18 protein-coding genes, 1 tRNA gene and 6 pseudogenes are annotated in these 14,448 nt (G+C 36.6%); 8 read left to right on the forward strand and 17 right to left on the reverse strand.

Going from position 1 to position 14,448, the window contains the following annotated elements; all coding sequences use genetic code 11:
- The 7 genes from ACFINL_RS07600 to ACFINL_RS07630 form a co-directional block, all read right to left on the reverse strand.
- Positions 1-233: hypothetical protein (locus tag ACFINL_RS07600; RefSeq protein ID WP_375651288.1), on the reverse strand; the 233-nt coding region annotated here is incomplete at its 3' end.
- Between the two features lie 498 nt (positions 234-731).
- On the reverse strand, positions 732-1,127 hold the full coding sequence (locus ACFINL_RS07605) for a type II toxin-antitoxin system HicB family antitoxin (protein WP_375613839.1): 396 nt from the start codon (positions 1,125-1,127) through the stop codon (positions 732-734).
- Positions 1,124-1,324: a type II toxin-antitoxin system HicA family toxin gene (locus ACFINL_RS07610; protein ID WP_375612550.1), complete on the reverse strand. Its 201-nt coding sequence runs from the start codon at positions 1,322-1,324 to the stop codon at positions 1,124-1,126. Before ACFINL_RS07610 ends, ACFINL_RS07605 begins: the two co-directional genes overlap by 4 nt.
- A 67-nt stretch (positions 1,325-1,391) precedes the next feature.
- Positions 1,392-1,928, reverse strand: a complete 537-nt coding sequence (locus ACFINL_RS07615) for a hypothetical protein (RefSeq protein ID WP_375651290.1) — start codon at positions 1,926-1,928, stop codon at positions 1,392-1,394.
- 10 nt (positions 1,929-1,938) lie between these two features.
- Positions 1,939-2,391 carry a single-stranded DNA-binding protein gene (gene ssb / locus ACFINL_RS07620; RefSeq protein ID WP_375612548.1) on the reverse strand — a complete coding sequence of 151 codons (453 nt, stop codon included), beginning with the start codon at positions 2,389-2,391 and terminating at the stop codon, positions 1,939-1,941.
- Between the two features lie 135 nt (positions 2,392-2,526).
- Positions 2,527-2,907 carry a helix-turn-helix domain-containing protein gene (locus tag ACFINL_RS07625; protein WP_375612551.1) on the reverse strand — a complete coding sequence of 127 codons (381 nt, stop codon included), beginning with the start codon at positions 2,905-2,907 and terminating at the stop codon, positions 2,527-2,529.
- A 38-nt stretch (positions 2,908-2,945) separates the two neighbouring features.
- Positions 2,946-3,242 carry a hypothetical protein gene (locus ACFINL_RS07630; RefSeq protein WP_375651292.1) on the reverse strand — a complete coding sequence of 99 codons (297 nt, stop codon included), beginning with the start codon at positions 3,240-3,242 and terminating at the stop codon, positions 2,946-2,948.
- 31 nt (positions 3,243-3,273) lie between these two features.
- On the opposite strand from ACFINL_RS07630, the pseudogene ACFINL_RS07635 reads away from it, so the two are divergent.
- Positions 3,274-3,348: pseudogene (locus ACFINL_RS07635) on the forward strand (hypothetical protein); the annotation flags it as partial.
- A gap of 387 nt (positions 3,349-3,735) precedes the next feature.
- Here ACFINL_RS07635 and ACFINL_RS07640 read toward each other — a convergent pair.
- The 7 genes and pseudogenes from ACFINL_RS07640 to ACFINL_RS07670 all read right to left on the reverse strand — a co-directional run bounded on the left by ACFINL_RS07640 (position 3,736) and on the right by ACFINL_RS07670 (position 7,053).
- Positions 3,736-4,243 (reverse strand): annotated as a pseudogene (locus ACFINL_RS07640) (hypothetical protein).
- Positions 4,230-4,579: pseudogene (locus ACFINL_RS07645) on the reverse strand (hypothetical protein). Before ACFINL_RS07645 ends, ACFINL_RS07640 begins: the two co-directional pseudogenes overlap by 14 nt.
- Positions 4,580-4,785: 206 nt before the next feature.
- On the reverse strand, positions 4,786-4,968 hold the full coding sequence (locus tag ACFINL_RS07650; protein ID WP_375612546.1) for a hypothetical protein: 183 nt from the start codon (positions 4,966-4,968) through the stop codon (positions 4,786-4,788).
- Positions 4,969-5,205: 237 nt separating this feature from the next.
- On the reverse strand, positions 5,206-5,361 hold the full coding sequence (locus ACFINL_RS07655) for a hypothetical protein (protein WP_375612545.1): 156 nt from the start codon (positions 5,359-5,361) through the stop codon (positions 5,206-5,208).
- 541 nt (positions 5,362-5,902) lie between these two features.
- Positions 5,903-6,154, reverse strand: coding sequence for a hypothetical protein (locus tag ACFINL_RS07660; protein ID WP_375647795.1), 252 nt, complete (start codon positions 6,152-6,154; stop codon positions 5,903-5,905).
- Positions 6,155-6,221: 67 nt separating this feature from the next.
- Positions 6,222-6,733 (reverse strand): annotated as a pseudogene (locus ACFINL_RS07665) (crossover junction endodeoxyribonuclease RuvC).
- Positions 6,734-6,816: 83 nt separating this feature from the next.
- Positions 6,817-7,053, reverse strand: coding sequence for a hypothetical protein (locus tag ACFINL_RS07670; protein WP_375651294.1), 237 nt, complete (start codon positions 7,051-7,053; stop codon positions 6,817-6,819).
- 134 nt (positions 7,054-7,187) lie between these two features.
- On the opposite strand from ACFINL_RS07670, the gene ACFINL_RS07675 reads away from it, so the two are divergent.
- From ACFINL_RS07675 to ACFINL_RS07705, 7 genes and pseudogenes are all read left to right on the forward strand, one after another.
- Complete coding sequence (locus ACFINL_RS07675; protein WP_375612543.1) at positions 7,188-7,838, forward strand: S24 family peptidase; 651 nt, start codon at positions 7,188-7,190, stop codon at positions 7,836-7,838.
- 131 nt (positions 7,839-7,969) lie between these two features.
- Positions 7,970-8,131: a hypothetical protein gene (locus ACFINL_RS07680; RefSeq protein ID WP_375612553.1), complete on the forward strand. Its 162-nt coding sequence runs from the start codon at positions 7,970-7,972 to the stop codon at positions 8,129-8,131.
- 393 nt (positions 8,132-8,524) lie between these two features.
- Positions 8,525-9,135: pseudogene (locus ACFINL_RS07685) on the forward strand (phage antirepressor KilAC domain-containing protein); the annotation flags it as partial.
- Between the two features lie 936 nt (positions 9,136-10,071).
- Positions 10,072-10,850, forward strand: a pseudogene (locus tag ACFINL_RS07690) (ERF family protein).
- A 1-nt stretch (position 10,851) separates the two neighbouring features.
- Positions 10,852-11,475, forward strand: a complete 624-nt coding sequence (locus ACFINL_RS07695) for a lambda exonuclease family protein (RefSeq protein ID WP_375651296.1) — start codon at positions 10,852-10,854, stop codon at positions 11,473-11,475.
- Between the two features lie 65 nt (positions 11,476-11,540).
- On the forward strand, positions 11,541-12,029 hold the full coding sequence (locus ACFINL_RS07700) for a DUF488 family protein (protein ID WP_375651298.1): 489 nt from the start codon (positions 11,541-11,543) through the stop codon (positions 12,027-12,029).
- Between the two features lie 96 nt (positions 12,030-12,125).
- Entirely contained in the window at positions 12,126-12,329 is a 204-nt protein-coding gene (locus ACFINL_RS07705; RefSeq protein WP_007553275.1) for an AlpA family transcriptional regulator, read from the forward strand.
- A gap of 88 nt (positions 12,330-12,417) precedes the next feature.
- Here the strand turns inward: ACFINL_RS07705 and ACFINL_RS07710 are convergent.
- From ACFINL_RS07710 to dapB, 3 genes are all read right to left on the reverse strand, one after another.
- Positions 12,418-12,502, reverse strand: a tRNA-Leu gene (locus ACFINL_RS07710).
- Between the two features lie 114 nt (positions 12,503-12,616).
- Positions 12,617-13,237, reverse strand: coding sequence for a 2,3-bisphosphoglycerate-dependent phosphoglycerate mutase (locus ACFINL_RS07715; RefSeq protein ID WP_375612252.1), 621 nt, complete (start codon positions 13,235-13,237; stop codon positions 12,617-12,619).
- A gap of 28 nt (positions 13,238-13,265) precedes the next feature.
- Positions 13,266-14,078, reverse strand: a complete 813-nt coding sequence (dapB, locus tag ACFINL_RS07720; protein ID WP_375651300.1) for a 4-hydroxy-tetrahydrodipicolinate reductase — start codon at positions 14,076-14,078, stop codon at positions 13,266-13,268.
- Positions 14,079-14,448 lie beyond the last annotated feature (370 nt).

Genomic DNA, 14,448 nt, shown 5'->3' on the forward strand with positions numbered 1-14,448 from the left:
GTTGATGTTTGTGTGGCTTCTTGTTCTATTTGCTTAATTTGTTCAACTGTCTTTTCAGGTTTTGCTGTTGTTTTGACTCCAATAAAAGGTTTTACAGCATTGGCGCGCTTGAGACGTGCGTAGACTTGATTGGAAACTTCAACAAATGGATTATTGGGTGTTGATGGTTCAAAGCGAACAGTGCTTTTATTGTCGCCAACAACACACATTGGCTTAGTGATGACAGCTTTCATCATTGCTCCTTTTGAGTCATAATTAATGACATAATTAGTCAATTATTGATTTTTATTCTGTGAAAAATTGATTAGTCAGAATTATCTAGAAAACAGGGCTTTCTAGCCACGCTTCAAGTTGACATTTTACTGAATTTTGGGGATATTTTTGAATTTTAGACGCAATACGACTAGTGCAGTATCGTCATTAAATGCAATTTTTTACACCATGCCAACAAAAAAATCTATATTTTTTATTTTAAAATAGAATATATAAAATTTTCTAAAACATTTTAGATTTTATAAATTATTGTGAAATTATTATAGGAGGGAAAGGCAATGACAGGTCCAGAAATATTAGATGCCATGTATATAATATCAATGATAGTTATATCCCTCTTAACTATAGCGTTTTGTTTGCCTGCTGCCTTTTGATTTTCATTAATAGTTTGCGGATCATATGCAATTACACGCTTTTGTAAAAAAATCGAGAGTGAGAAATTTTTCCAGATTGATGAGCTAAATATTAAGCTCGTGACGGGCTGCTGTTGCCAAAAAAGCAGATCTTGTTAAACCTCTCTTTTGTGCACAATTATCAATTGCACGTAAAAGCCCTCGTTCAATTGATATATTTGTGCGTATGACTTCTGAATCATTTTCAATAAAAGGAACTTGTATTAAAAAAGCTCCTTCTGACAAAGCTGTTTTGACAGATTTCCGTTGTATGACTTCTTCAAATTTTGAAGGAATAGGCACTCTATCTATATCTTCACAATAAAGTTGGAGTGCTTCTGTTGCATTTGCGATTAAATTTTCTTCCTCATCAGCAGCAGAAAAAAGTCCCTCAAAATCAGGAAACTGAACACCAAAAGCAGATTCTTCATCTTTATGAACAAGAGCAAAAAATCTTTTCATTCTTCTTCTCCTTCTTTTAACCAGCCTGCTTGTTGTGCGATAGAACGTGCTGTACCAATCGGAAGATTTTTTTTAGGATGTGGAACGATAACAACCTTATCATCTTTTTTAAATTTATGATGAGAACCTTTCACTTTGATAAGTTCAAAGCCATCACGCTTTAATTTTGCAATGATTTTTCGGCTATCTTGTTCCATTACCTAAACTCATAATGTGTAAATATATACACATTTTAATGATTTTTCATCTGATGTCAATTCTTTTTTAATGGCTAAAATGCTTATGAAGCGCATTAAGAACAATACGCAAAGAGCTAACAAGATGTGTTAACGATTGATCTTCTATAAAAAGATATTGTAATGCAGCGTAAAGATTATACTGTCTATAGAGGTGTTTTGTTTCTTTGATAACCTCTTTCGTCTCTTCATAACAATGAGTTGCTCTTTCAATCCACCGTTTTTGTGCCTCCTCATTTGATGAAGGAGTAAAGTTATCATAAATTGCATTAGGCAATTCTTTTGCACATAGATAATTGTTTTTCACTTCAAGATATTTTTGTGCAGCATCATATTGGTCTTGATTGATTTCACCTTGCAAATAAAACCGCCCGATATAGGTTCCGGAAAGCGGATTTTTAGCCTCTTCTATGGTCAAGCCAAAGCGTTTGGCACGCATTTCAATTGCCAATTTATCCATGGGTTTATGCGGTGTTTTTGCTCGTGAGATGCGTCCGTTTGGTTCTCTGATACATCCTTTAATCCGAGGACGTTCGCTTTTTGTACGTTTTTTTCTCTTTGTCATATGTTATCAATCAGAATGGGATAGCATCATTAAGAGATGTGCCATGATCAGTAGCACCTGAAGCGATAGCATAATTTTGAGAAGTAATGGGTGAGGGGGTAGGGGATGCTGATTGCTCTTTCTTTGCATCAAGCAAATAAAATTCGCCTTTGAATTGTGGTAAGACAATCTCTGTTGTGTAGCGGTCATGCCCATTTTTATCTTGCCATTTGCGTGTCTGTAATTTTCCTTCTATGTAAACCTTTGAACCTTTGTTTAGATACTGAAGTGCAATTTTTGCCAAATGTGGATTAAAAATCACCACGGAATGCCATTCTGTTTTCTCTACTTTTTGATTGGTTTTTTTATCTGTATAGCTCTCAGAAGTCGCTATACTAAAATTGACTATTTCTTCTCCAAAATTCATTGTTTTGCTTTCGGGATCAGCTCCAAGGCGCCCGATTAACGTCACTTTATTTAGCATATTTGTAGCTCCATTAGATTAGCAATTTATACATAAAAAATCTTAGAATGATTTGCATATTTATTCAATTATTTCAAAATGATATTATTGTTTTTAACATATAAAATTATGTTTACAGTGTATAAAATAAGGAGATCAAGGTATTCTATTCTGCAAGCACTGTTTTTTTTCTACTTTCTCCATGAGTTCATTGCACTTTGTCAGATCTTGTTGTGAAAGAGACTTAAAAATTCTAACAAACGTGTTAGAAATTTCATGGTTAAGTGGGGCAGAAGAGTTCATTGTAAAATTCTTATGACAAATATTTGCTTCTTTTCTCAAGATAGAGGCTGTTTCTTTATCTAAAGCATATTTCTCAATGATCTTTTCTTCCATGTCAGCAGGTATAGGCTTTTTGCCAATTTCTACAGAAGATAAAAATGCTATAGATACGCCTAATTTCTTAGCCATATCTAATAGACGTTCTGTTCGATCAATACGAATTTTACGTAATGTTTTGCCAAATGGTGTAAGCATAAGCATTTGATTAAAGCTCCTATTAATGCAGTCTGCAATTAAGCTGCTTTGAGAAGCGAACCTATATTCTTTTCTAAAAATTGAGGTACTTTGATTTTAGGTGAAAAAATCATCAATTCGGTAGCTTTCCTTTTCTCTTGTAGAGAATATTGTAAGCTAAATTCTATTGAGAGATATTGCCTATACAATAATTTAATTTCTTCAACGTTGTCATAAATAATTAGCCAAGGTGCTGTCACATGTTGGGAGATGACATTCTCTAAATTGTGGTGATCATTAGCTTTGTAAAACCAAGTACAAAGCCCTTTTCCTTTTTTAAAACAAGGAGGGTCCATATAAAAAAGGTGTTTTCATCAGTTCCATAACGCAGCAAAGATTCCCGTGCATTTAAACGAGTTAAATGTATTCTATCTTTTTGTATGTACCATTCTTCTAAGTTAATGGTCGTTGTATTGATTTTTTCTATTAATTCTTCTGTCTTGTGCAAAACGCAATACCAAAAGCTCCAAATGAACAGATCAATATCGTTAATGTGAATATCTTTAACTTCACCATTAAAAAAAGCTTTAGAGCAAGTCTACACCTGCCAGCAAATGGCTCTCTATAGGAACAGCCATTTAATGCTTTTTCTCAAATATTTCTTTGACTTTTCCATACAGTGCAGCCTTACCGCTTGGATATCTCAATGGTGAGCAGACATGAGTCATTGTTACGCGCCTTTTTCAATGATTTTTTGATGTTTTTGTTGATTTCATCTATGAACGTTGAGAAGAGACAATGCCATTTAATCTAAACAGTTTTATAAAATCGGAAGTTTTACTATGGCTTTTAAACTGAGCACTGTAGTGGGTAAATAGATATGTTTATTAAACTGCGTGTACGTAACATAAGAAACAATACACAAACTAAAAAGGAATACCAAAGAGCAATATCTGAGTACCAAAGTAAAGTATCCCAATGGAAAAGAAAGCTTGTACTCCACATACCTAGAAATGACAGGTAAAGAAACCGTTTCTTTATAACTATTTGGGAAAATTAAAACGACAAACGCTAAACTTATTAGTTTTAAGAGTCTGTGCAAATACTGTTGTAAATCACGTGTTAGTTTCACCCAACCCGTTGTATCATCACCTTTATATTTTGGGTTGCTCTGCAATTCAGAAGGAATATGAGAATTGCATAAAATTGCAAAAACAGTTGTGACTATTACCAAAGAAACAGATGCGAATGTCAAAATACTTTGAATAAAGTAAGGATTTTTTTTAATTCCTAAAAAACATAAAAATATAAAAGTTATAATGCCAAACAAGGCTCTTAGCTGTTTATCTGTAAACATATTTATTTCCTGCGGTTTTCGATAATTTTTTGATCTCTTTATTGATCTCGTCTATAAGAGGTTCGTAATTGAGAACGCTTTTCGGAATAGCACCACCGTAAACCCATGCTTTCACCTGCGCTTTGGTACTAAAATCCGCATTCTGGTGTGGTATAATACTGGCCGCCATCAAACTTTTCACATTATCTTGTACCGTCTTCATATTTGTAGAGGTTGTAAAAATACTCTGCCGCTCCGTCCCCCCCCCCAAGGAACATAACCAACAGCTGTTGCAACAAACTCTTTTTGCATTGGCTGTTTACGCTTTTTTAAGGACAGGTCTTTTAATATTCTCATGTTTTTAGTCCATAATTTTACCAATTGGTCTATTTACCTTAAATTTGACCGTACAGAGCGTTTTGTGTTTAATTGTAGTAAAAAACTTCAAATCTCTTTGTACGGTGCCTTTTTGTCGGTTTAAACACATATCTAATCCCAAAATGATCAGCGCTTTTCACTAGTTTACTAACCTGCAATGTTTTTCACTGTTCCCCCAAGACCATTTAAATTCCTTCAAGCTTTTGCTTTTCAACTAACGTGAGTGGTCTTGAATTCTCTCTCATTGCCTTTTCTTTCAGCCTTTTTTCACGGGTGCTCAAAACAGTCTTGCGTACACTTTCGGCTTTTGAAAGAAGGGTGTTTTCTACTGTCTGGCAATAAGTTAAAAGCTCTCCACAAGTTGGCATAAATGTTTTTGATATCCCAATTGCTTAACCCGTTACGATATTTTCGACGCACTTTTTCATAGCATATGACGAAATGCGGTCCAGCATCATGCCATAGGATAAAACGATGGCTTTGGCGTCTGTATTCGCAGGGACTCTCATGGCTTGAGAGTAGGAAAGAAGTTTGCTCAATCTGCTTAACTGAAGCTTTCACAGAAAGCAACGCTTGTAGATGATTCAAGCATCTAAGGTTTGCGCCTACTCCTGTTTCGTCAATGTATTCCCAGCTTTCAGCGTCAATGGATGCCCCGGACTGATCATTTCCATAATCTTTTCCAGATGAGAGATGATCTCTGAGTTCGTTGAAGCCCTCTGCAAACTGTTCTGTGAAAGTTTTATGAGTGAATTTTCCATAATGACCACCTAACCGTTTTTCCTGTTCTAATCTTGCTTTTTTCTTTGCTAGCGTTCCGATAGGGCTTGTAACCCAATTGTACCAAGTCCTTTGCCAATCCCGTTTGTTTGCATTTTTATTTGGATTTGCTATCCAGTAATTTGTGAACCGTTCGAATTCTAACAGCGCCTCATCATGGGTTAGCCTTTATCGATTGCGTATTGCAAATTAGGTTCAAAATCCTCAGGTAAGCGAAAATCATCTTTTGATTTAGTCCGCTTCGCTTTTTGGGGAACGTTCTTTTGCTTGTGATTGGGAGGTTGGTTTTCTACATCCGTTGTGATTTGCTCTGGTTAGCTTCCGCAAGCATGAATCTCTATTGACTCATGAACCTGTTCGTTTGTTTCTAAATTTTCAGAACAATTTTTTTTTTTGCTAATACGATAGTATTAGTTTTTATTATAACTGTTATTGTTTATGTTATATATGGGCATCATTAAGCATTGCTTTAGCATCGTTAAGCATATCACAAGCATCATTTGTATGTTTATCCCATCTTGCCTACGCTGCTTTCTTTGCTCTCTCTGATAACGTCTTTGACCGTGACGTCTTCGATACCTTCTCTAAACTCTCATTAGAGTTATTGAGTTCTTCTTCAACTTTTAAACTCCATAAACACCCATCGTCTAAACGTTCGATATGACCTGTGCTTATTAAAACTTCTAACGCTTTCATGAACATTTTTACTGAACAGCCAGTGTAATCAGCCCGGACCTTCATATTATTTAAAAGTGGTTTTCCAGTATAAAGCATTTGCAAGCGTAACTTTATGTAAACTTTGCACTCAAAGGGAAATAAACAAGCAAGATCAAGAATCCATTTATCTGCAAATAGCCTCCGTCCACGGTAATTTATTGGACATGTATACCCCCCCTTCTTTCATTAAATATAAAATTGCTAAAGCATCTGCTTCGTTGTCGTCTTTAGGCGTATGTCCTTTTGTACACACCACCTTAATCATTTCTTCTTTTGAGGCGTTACCTTTTCCTGTTGTTGCCTTCTTAATTGTGCCAACAGGAATGCCTTCATATAGTATCTGATGATGTTCACACCACGCTGTTAAGGTTGCTAGAAAGCCTCCGTAAATATGAGAAGCGTTTGTACCCACATGCCGGCGCACCTCTTCAAAATACACCGCGTCAATTTCATCAACGGACCTCTTTAGTTCAGTGAGCCACCGTTTAAAGCGTAAATAACGCATACCACCGCCTTCAAAACGGCGTGATTGAAAATCTTCTGTATCGCTTGTTATGTGACCATCTGCACCACGATCGCCCAGCCTGTCTTGGTTCCTAGATCAAGACATAAAATAGTTTGTGCGTTAGTGATCATAATCCCCCTTAAGGCTCTACGTATTTATGCGTGCGCATGGTGACGCGTAATCTATTAATTTGATCTCTTTATTTAATGCTTGTTTAAGAGTGTGAATGATGCTGTTGATGTTCATTCTTTTCTGTAGAAGCAGCAATAAAAGCAGATTGTGAAGATAATTTAGAATCACATGATTGCGTCCTATAAAAAAACGAGAAAAAGTCTTCTGCCTTAATCGGTGCTCCAATTCTTTTGGCTTCATTCAAAAGAATTGGGATATGTTTTGTTGGAATTCTCCCACCAGTTCCCCCTTTTGATATAGGACGGAGCCAGGCATACACGCGTGTTCTATGAACCCCAAGCAGCTGAGATACTACCCTACGAACCCCACCTAACAGATTTATTATTTCCGAAAATTGTTTCATAGCACATTATGTAGCGATTATAAAAACAATATCAAGAAGGAAAATTTATAATGAAACTACATGTTGCTAAATTAGAAAATGACGATTGTATACAATGTACCTACAATAAAGATATGACAATAAGTATCTCGCAATGGTTACAAAATGCCTTATCTGAAGCTGGATTAAGCCAATTAGGGCTTTCAAGACAGCTAACCGCTTCTTTAGGTCGCTCAATAGATCGTGCTGCCGTCAATAAAATGCTAAAAGGAACAAGAGATATTTCTGCTCGAGAATTATTAGAAATATCAAAGCTTACAGGTGCTTCTATTCCCACTAATCACTTAGTTCCTTTGATCGGATCTGTAGGAGCCGGAGGAGAAATAATCGCAATAGATTCTGGTTGTCTAGAAGAAGTAGAAGCCCCGCCATCTGCTCCTAAAGGAACTGTTGCTGTTCGCGTGGTAGGTGATTCTATGTTTCCAGTCATTGAAGAAGGAAGTCTTCTTTTTTATTCCTATCATTTGCTACCAGAGGATCTTATTAACAACCGCGCTATCATAAAAACTAAATGTGGAAAAGTTTACATCAAAGTATTACGTTTCGGAAAAGAAAAAGGGAAATGGGTTTTATCCAGTATAAATGGAAAATATGCCGATATCGTAGATGTAGAATTAGAATGGTGTGCACCTATCGACTGGATTAAGCCAGCCAGAATATGAATTAATATTTTTATACTTCTCTTCAAGCAAGCCTTTAGTTTATTACTTTAAAAAAATTTTTCAAAATCGCTACATTGGTATCCATAAACCACGCACAAACAATTGCCAAGAGGCGTTAGAGAGGAGAAATTATGGAAAATCCAATTCTTATAAATTCTGATGAAATTTTATTAGTTGTCTACGATGATGATCAAAACATTGGTCGGTCAGGACCTCTGGATGAAAGCCAAGTTCTAGAAATTATTGACGAGGCAAATAATGAAATCCAAATCTTTCGCATCAATCCTTCTTAAAAGAGCTGCGAAGATATATCTGAAGATATCGCAGAATTTTATCTTAGAGAACATGAAGAACAGTGTTTTAACGGAAACATACCTCATGACGTTATTTTACACATCACAGCATACGTTTTTTTTAGACGATATAAAACAGCATGAATATAACGATGCAATGTATGATTCTTACGAACAACAACACCGTTTGCATCCTTGTGATGTGCTTTAAATTCTGAAGGGCGCATTTAAAAGCGCCGCCCCCTTTCATTCATCAATCCCATCAACATGAGGTTCGTAATGGAAAAGCCTATTGCTATCCAGCACAATACAATCAAACACGAAACCGTTCAAACGGTCAACGCACGTGAGTTACATGAATTTTTGGAAATGGGGAAAGATTTCTCTACTTGAATTAAGGATCGTATTCATCAATATGAATTTGAAGAGGACAGTGATTTTATAAAAACACAAGATTTGCGGTCCACAAAATTGGGGAGCGCAAAATCTAGAGCTGTTACAGCCATAGACTATCACCCCACATTAGACATGGCAAAAGAGCTCGCCATGGTAGAGCGTAATGAAAAAGGTAAACAAGCCCGTCAATATTTTATTGAATGTGAACGGCGTGCAAAGAAACCTTTAGACCTTGCAAACGCTTTAGAAGACTCTCTATTTGTGAAAAAACTGCTTTTAGAAAGTGTCACACAATTAGAGACTTTAAAAAGTGAAGTGAGTATCCTTAAACCCAAAGCAGCTGCTCTTGAAAGTTTGCAACGTCACAACGGACTCTTCGGTCTTACAGAAGCCGCTAAAATACTCGAGATACAACCAAAACAATTCATTCTCTTCTTACAGCAAAAAGGGTGGTTTTACAGACGAGCAGCAGGTGAAAATTTGCTACCGTATCAAGACAAAATCCAAAAGCAACTTATGGATTGTCCGACCATCCACTTCAAACCGCAAATGGAATAGAAAAAGTTGTACCAGCAGCAGAAGGCATTGGTTTGCAGTTTCAAGAGCTTATAAAGATAAAGTATGCATTAAGAGCAACAATCATGGAAAAGAAATACGAAATGACTGATGAAACAATAGAGTTTGCTGGAAAAACTCTTCACTGAATTAAAGCCTTAAGAGATTTTGATGCTGTTAAAGCAGGCGACCTAGGCAGCTTTATACAAAAAGAAGACAACCTCAGTCATGATGGTAATTGCTGGGTAGGTGATGATGCAAAAGTCTATGGTTATGCCAAGGTTTTTGGTGATGTTTATATTGATAACATTTCTGGTATTTATGAAAATGCATGTGTTTTTGGTAGTGAATCTGTTACCAGAGAAACTAATATTTTTAGCAATGCGCAGATTTTTGGATATATTCGTGTTTTTGCCAATGCACAAATTTACGAAAATGCACAGATTTCTGGTGTTGCATTTATTAGTGGAAAAGCTAAAATTTATGACAGTCCATTGATTTCCATCAGAGCAAAAGTTGGAGGAAATGCCAAAATCCATGGTTATGCATTTATTCAGGGAAACGCAGAGATCATCAATGATGAAATCATCACAAAGGGCGAGAGGCAATAAACCATGGAAAAAAATACGAATTTACTGATGAAATAGACATTCTCTATCGTCGCCCAGTTCGTCGCATGCGTGCACTGAGAGACGTTGGAAGCGTTTGTGTTGAATCCAATGCACATATTTTCGATAATACGCAAGTTTACGGAATAGCCGAAATTCACGGCAATGCAATATTTGTGAAAAAGCTCATATTGGTGGTGATGCTGTTGTATGTGGTAACACATGTATTTCAAGCAACACACATATTAGTTATAATAGAAAAGCCCGAACATATCCCTGGAAAAGACAGAGCGTATAAGCCCTTTCTAACAGCCAAACCAGCCTTTTAAAACATGCGTGATTCACGTCACACGTGAATTGCGCGTAATGGAGAAAATCAAAATGAGTGAACAAAACACTAACCTAATAGAAATTGAAGAAACACATCATTTAGCCGTCGAACAAACTGCTATGGAATGTATTTTAAATAAAGCCTTAGAAAGTGACGTCAGTATTGACCGCTTAAAGCGTCTTCTTGATTTAAGAGAAAAAGAAATAGAACGACAAGAGCGCCAAAACTTTGTCCGTGATCTTTCGGCTATGCAAACAAAATATCAAAATATTGAAAAAACTCTACAATCACCCATACAAACAGCAAATACGCTATGCTTGATCAGTACATTGATGCTGTAAAGGACGGGCTTGCAAAATACAAATATATTAAACATTAAACAGAAAAAAACGTTACCATAGAAATAATTCTGTCTCATCCTTCAAAAATCAAATCTCAACAGAAGGAACATTTCCAATTGACAGTACAGGCTCTAAAAATAGCATACGATCAGTTGGTTTTACACTTACCTACGGGGAGATACCTGTTAGGCATGATTCTTAATGTAGCAAGTAAAGAAGACGATACAGATGGTCAACCGCGAACCAAAGAAGGCGATACAAATAATCAAAAAGTTTCCTCTAAACAGATAAAGCAAATCGAATAATTAATTAAAGAAACAGGGACAAATGAAATTAGTCTTCTCTATTTTGCAGAAGCAGGAAAACTAACAGATATGTCTTGTGAAAAAGCAGAATTGGTTTTGGGGCATTTGGAAAGAAGAAAAAATATTCAAAAAGAAAAAGCTCTACAATCGCTCCCATCACAAGAGCAACAAACGGCGGTGTGAGATGGAGCAACGAACAGCAGAATGGTTCCAAGCGCGCTTGGGTAAAGTCACCGCATCAAACATTTACAACATACTCAATAAAAATACAAAAGGATTGCCTACGAGCAAATATGAAGACTACAAAATCAAACTCATAACAGAGCGTTTAACAGGCGAAACAAGCCCCTATTATGAAACTGAAGATATGAGATGGGGTATCGAACATGAAGAAGATGCCTTGAGAGAATATGGCTTCATTTATGATGCCAATATAACAAAGTGCGGCTTTATCCAACACCCCACAATAGAAATGGCGGGGGCTAGCCCCGATGGTCTCATTGGAGAAGACGGTTTAATCGAAGTCAAATGCCCGAGATCAGTAACACATATGCGCTTTTGTATAGGTGACGAAATCAAACCAGAATATCACGCACAAATGCAATTCCAAATGGCTTGTACAGGACGAAAATGGTGTGATTTCGTAAGCTATGACCCACGTTTTACGGGGGAATTCTTTCACTTACGCATGAAAGTCAAGCGTGTTCTCCGTGATGATCAACAAATTGAACAGATCAATCAAGTTGTTGAAGCCTTTTTAGCAGAGATAGAACGAGAGATACAACAACTCTCAACAAAAGCTGCTTAACCTTATGGGGGGGGGGGCCCCGCATATCTACGAGCATCCCCACCCATTTACTAAGGAAATTAAACGTGTGTAACATCGAACATATTATCATACAGCCTGCTAAAGATGAGGAATTTTGTTTTTTTACCATTGGCTATGAAGGTAAGTCCCTTGAGAATTATCTTAGTTGTTTCATAGAAAACAATATCAAAATTTTATGTGATGTTCGTAAAAGTCCAATAAGTAGAAAACACGGATTTTCGAAAAGACAATTAGAGCAAGCTGTAAGCAACATAGATATTGAATATATGCATATGCCTGAATTCGGAATTGCCTCTGAAAAACGAAGAAATTTGAAAAAACAAAAAGATTATGACCGCCTTTTTGAAGATTATCAAAATACAACTCTCAAGAATAATTCTTGTGCAATAAACAAATTATATCAAATGTTTTTAAACAAAAAGCGCGTTGCAATCACCTGTTTTGAAGCCAATGTATGCATGTGTCATAGAGGACAACTCGCATTAGCTCTTACTCAATTGCCTGATTGGAAATATGAAATTAAGCACATCTAAAAAATAAACTTGCAAATTTTTAAAAGTTGGAGTGCTTCACATGCCTTCCAGCACTCCCACCCATTTAATTAATATAAAAAAGAGAAAGGTAATGAGATGATATTTGATGATGGAGATAGATATGTAACGACACGTGAGTGTGCACAGCTTTTTAGTGTATCCACAACAACGATTCGCAATTGGGTGCTTCAGGGGTTGTTTCCGGAGCCATATAAGCTAGGGAGAGCAGTGAGGTGGAGAAAAAAAGAGATCTTAGCCTTCACTCCAAAGAAAAATAAGGAACAAATAGGAGTAAATTAGATAAAGTTTTATAAACCGTAAAGGGTGGTCTAAAAACAGCTCTTTAAAGAAAAAAATCTATATATTTCAATACATTAAAGATAAAATTTGGTGCCCAAAAGAGGACTCGAACCTCCACGCCTTACGGCACGGGTACCTGAAACCTGCGCGTCTACCAATTCCGCCATTTGGGCTTATAAAATCCATCTAAGCGCATGAAGCAACTCTGTCAATAAAATTATAGAATTTATTTTTTTAGCTTAAAACGATAGCATTGAACTTTTGAGGGAGATCATGATTTTAGAAGTTTAAGGTGTGAGGACTGTCTTTGATAAAATTGTTGAATCCGGATTAAATGTGTAAATAATAGGAATGCCGGTCGCTAATTCTTGAGATATAATTTCCTCACCGGAGAGACCTTCAAGCACCATAATAAGAGCACGAAGAGAATTTCCATGTGCTGCGATCAAAACAGTTTGGGAGCGCAAAATATAAGGCTGGATATGGTAAAGATAATAAGGCCAGATGCGTGCACCGGTATCGCGTAGGCTTTCTCCATTCGGCGGCGCAATCGTATAGGAGCGGCGCCACATTTGCACTTTCTCCTGCCCCCATTGTTGGCGTACTTCATCTTTATTTAAACCAGAAAGATCACCATAATTACGTTCATTTAATGCGGGATTTTTTATCACTTCTAAATCTGATTGTCCCATTTGCTCTAAAATGTGCTGAGCGGTTTTTTGAGCTCGCTGTAAGGCAGATGTATAAGCGATATCAAATCTCAAACCATATTCTTTCAGTTTTTTTCCTGCTGCTATCGCTTCTGCATGACCTTTTTCTGTTAAATCGGGATCTTTCCAACCGGTAAAAAGGTTTTTGAGATTCCATTCACTTTGTCCATGACGAATTAGTGTAAGTATGCGTCCCATTATAAATTGCCTCTATTCTATTGATTGTTTAAAATTCATCGTTTAATCCCAAAACATCGAACATTGAATAAAGACCGCTTTCATGATTTTGTGCCCATAAAGCTGCTTTTAATGCGCCATTGGCAAAGATAGAGCGTTTTTGCGCTGTATGTGAAAGAACAATGCGCTCATTGGAGCCGGCAAAAATGACACTGTGTTCTCCAACAACTGTCCCACCACGTGAACAGGAAAAGCCAATGGTGCCTTTTTTGCGTTTACCTATATGACCATTGCGTTCGTTGACACGCACATTTTTAAGCATAACATTGCGCCCTTCAGCTGCTGCTTGGCCAAGAAGAAGGGCTGTTCCAGAAGGAGCATCAACTTTGTTAGCGTGATGCATTTCATAAACTTCGATATCAAAATCATCGGCTTCTAATGCTTTAGCGGCTTTCTTTACAAGGTTGGCTAAAAGATTTATTCCAAGGCTCATATTTCCGGATTTGACAATAGTTGTATATTTCGCAAAATTTGCAATTTTTTCTTCTTCTGTTTTGCTAAATCCTGTGGTGCCAATAATATGGACAAGGCTTTTTTGAGCAGCGTAGTTAGCATAAAGAATACTGGCTTCTGGTTGTGAAAAATCTAAAATACCTTCTGTATTAGAAAAGGCATTTTCGGGATTGTCAGTGATACTAATCCCAAGAGAATCTGAACCAATTAATGCACTGGCATCTTTTCCTACAAACGGTGAGCCTTTACGTACAAGAACAGCACAAAGCTCTACATCTTTCCTCTGCTGGATTGCTGTAATGAGTTCACGTCCCATTCTTCCATTTGCACCAACAACTGTAAGGCGCATTTTTATCTCCTTATGATACTTTACTGTGCAGTATAGGCAAATTCTTGCCTTCTTTCCAATAGTTCTTTTTCTTTATAGAATTTTTTTCCTTCTTTAATTTATCTTGTTGTGCTGTAAAACACTGTTGTTTAGAGCAAGTGATATAAGATCTACAAATTTAAATAGAGATGTTTTTCGTTAGAGTGTGTGATGAATATTCTTAAGTAAGGTTTGCTTATGAAACCTTATGAAGATTGTGTATTACTTTACGCTTTTTTTTCGTTCTTTAAAGGGGAGCGTTCTTCATGCAAAATAAGATCTCCCAAACAAAATAGACCTATGTTGTCAATTCATGCGCTTTTCTTAAAGAAATATTTATCAATTCTTCTAA

Origin of the sequence: Bartonella sp. AA78NXGY, from assembly GCF_042197005.1 — a bacterium.
GTDB lineage: Bacteria > Pseudomonadota > Alphaproteobacteria > Rhizobiales > Rhizobiaceae > Bartonella.

Excerpts from the sequence above, each read along its gene's own strand:
- ACFINL_RS07660 (WP_375647795.1), bottom strand. The coding sequence starts at position 6,154 with ATGCTTTATACTGGAAAACCACTTTTAAATAATATGAAGGTCCGGGCT.
- ssb (WP_375612548.1), bottom strand. The coding sequence starts at position 2,391 with ATGCTAAATAAAGTGACGTTAATCGGGCGCCTTGGAGCTGATCCCGAA.
- ACFINL_RS07675 (WP_375612543.1), top strand. The coding sequence starts at position 7,188 with ATGAAACTACATGTTGCTAAATTAGAAAATGACGATTGTATACAATGT.
- ACFINL_RS07650 (WP_375612546.1), bottom strand. The coding sequence starts at position 4,968 with ATGCCAACTTGTGGAGAGCTTTTAACTTATTGCCAGACAGTAGAAAAC.
- ACFINL_RS07625 (WP_375612551.1), bottom strand. The coding sequence starts at position 2,907 with ATGCTTACACCATTTGGCAAAACATTACGTAAAATTCGTATTGATCGA.
- ACFINL_RS07695 (WP_375651296.1), top strand. The coding sequence starts at position 10,852 with ATGGAGCAACGAACAGCAGAATGGTTCCAAGCGCGCTTGGGTAAAGTC.
- ACFINL_RS07655 (WP_375612545.1), bottom strand. The coding sequence starts at position 5,361 with ATGGAAAATTCACTCATAAAACTTTCACAGAACAGTTTGCAGAGGGCT.
- ACFINL_RS07615 (WP_375651290.1), bottom strand. The coding sequence starts at position 1,928 with ATGACAAAGAGAAAAAAACGTACAAAAAGCGAACGTCCTCGGATTAAA.
- ACFINL_RS07680 (WP_375612553.1), top strand. The coding sequence starts at position 7,970 with ATGGAAAATCCAATTCTTATAAATTCTGATGAAATTTTATTAGTTGTC.
- ACFINL_RS07705 (WP_007553275.1), top strand. The coding sequence starts at position 12,126 with ATGATATTTGATGATGGAGATAGATATGTAACGACACGTGAGTGTGCA.
- ACFINL_RS07610 (WP_375612550.1), bottom strand. The coding sequence starts at position 1,324 with ATGGAACAAGATAGCCGAAAAATCATTGCAAAATTAAAGCGTGATGGC.
- dapB (WP_375651300.1), bottom strand. The coding sequence starts at position 14,078 with ATGCGCCTTACAGTTGTTGGTGCAAATGGAAGAATGGGACGTGAACTC.
- ACFINL_RS07605 (WP_375613839.1), bottom strand. The coding sequence starts at position 1,127 with ATGAAAAGATTTTTTGCTCTTGTTCATAAAGATGAAGAATCTGCTTTT.
- ACFINL_RS07715 (WP_375612252.1), bottom strand. The coding sequence starts at position 13,237 with ATGGGACGCATACTTACACTAATTCGTCATGGACAAAGTGAATGGAAT.
- ACFINL_RS07630 (WP_375651292.1), bottom strand. The coding sequence starts at position 3,242 with ATGGACCCTCCTTGTTTTAAAAAAGGAAAAGGGCTTTGTACTTGGTTT.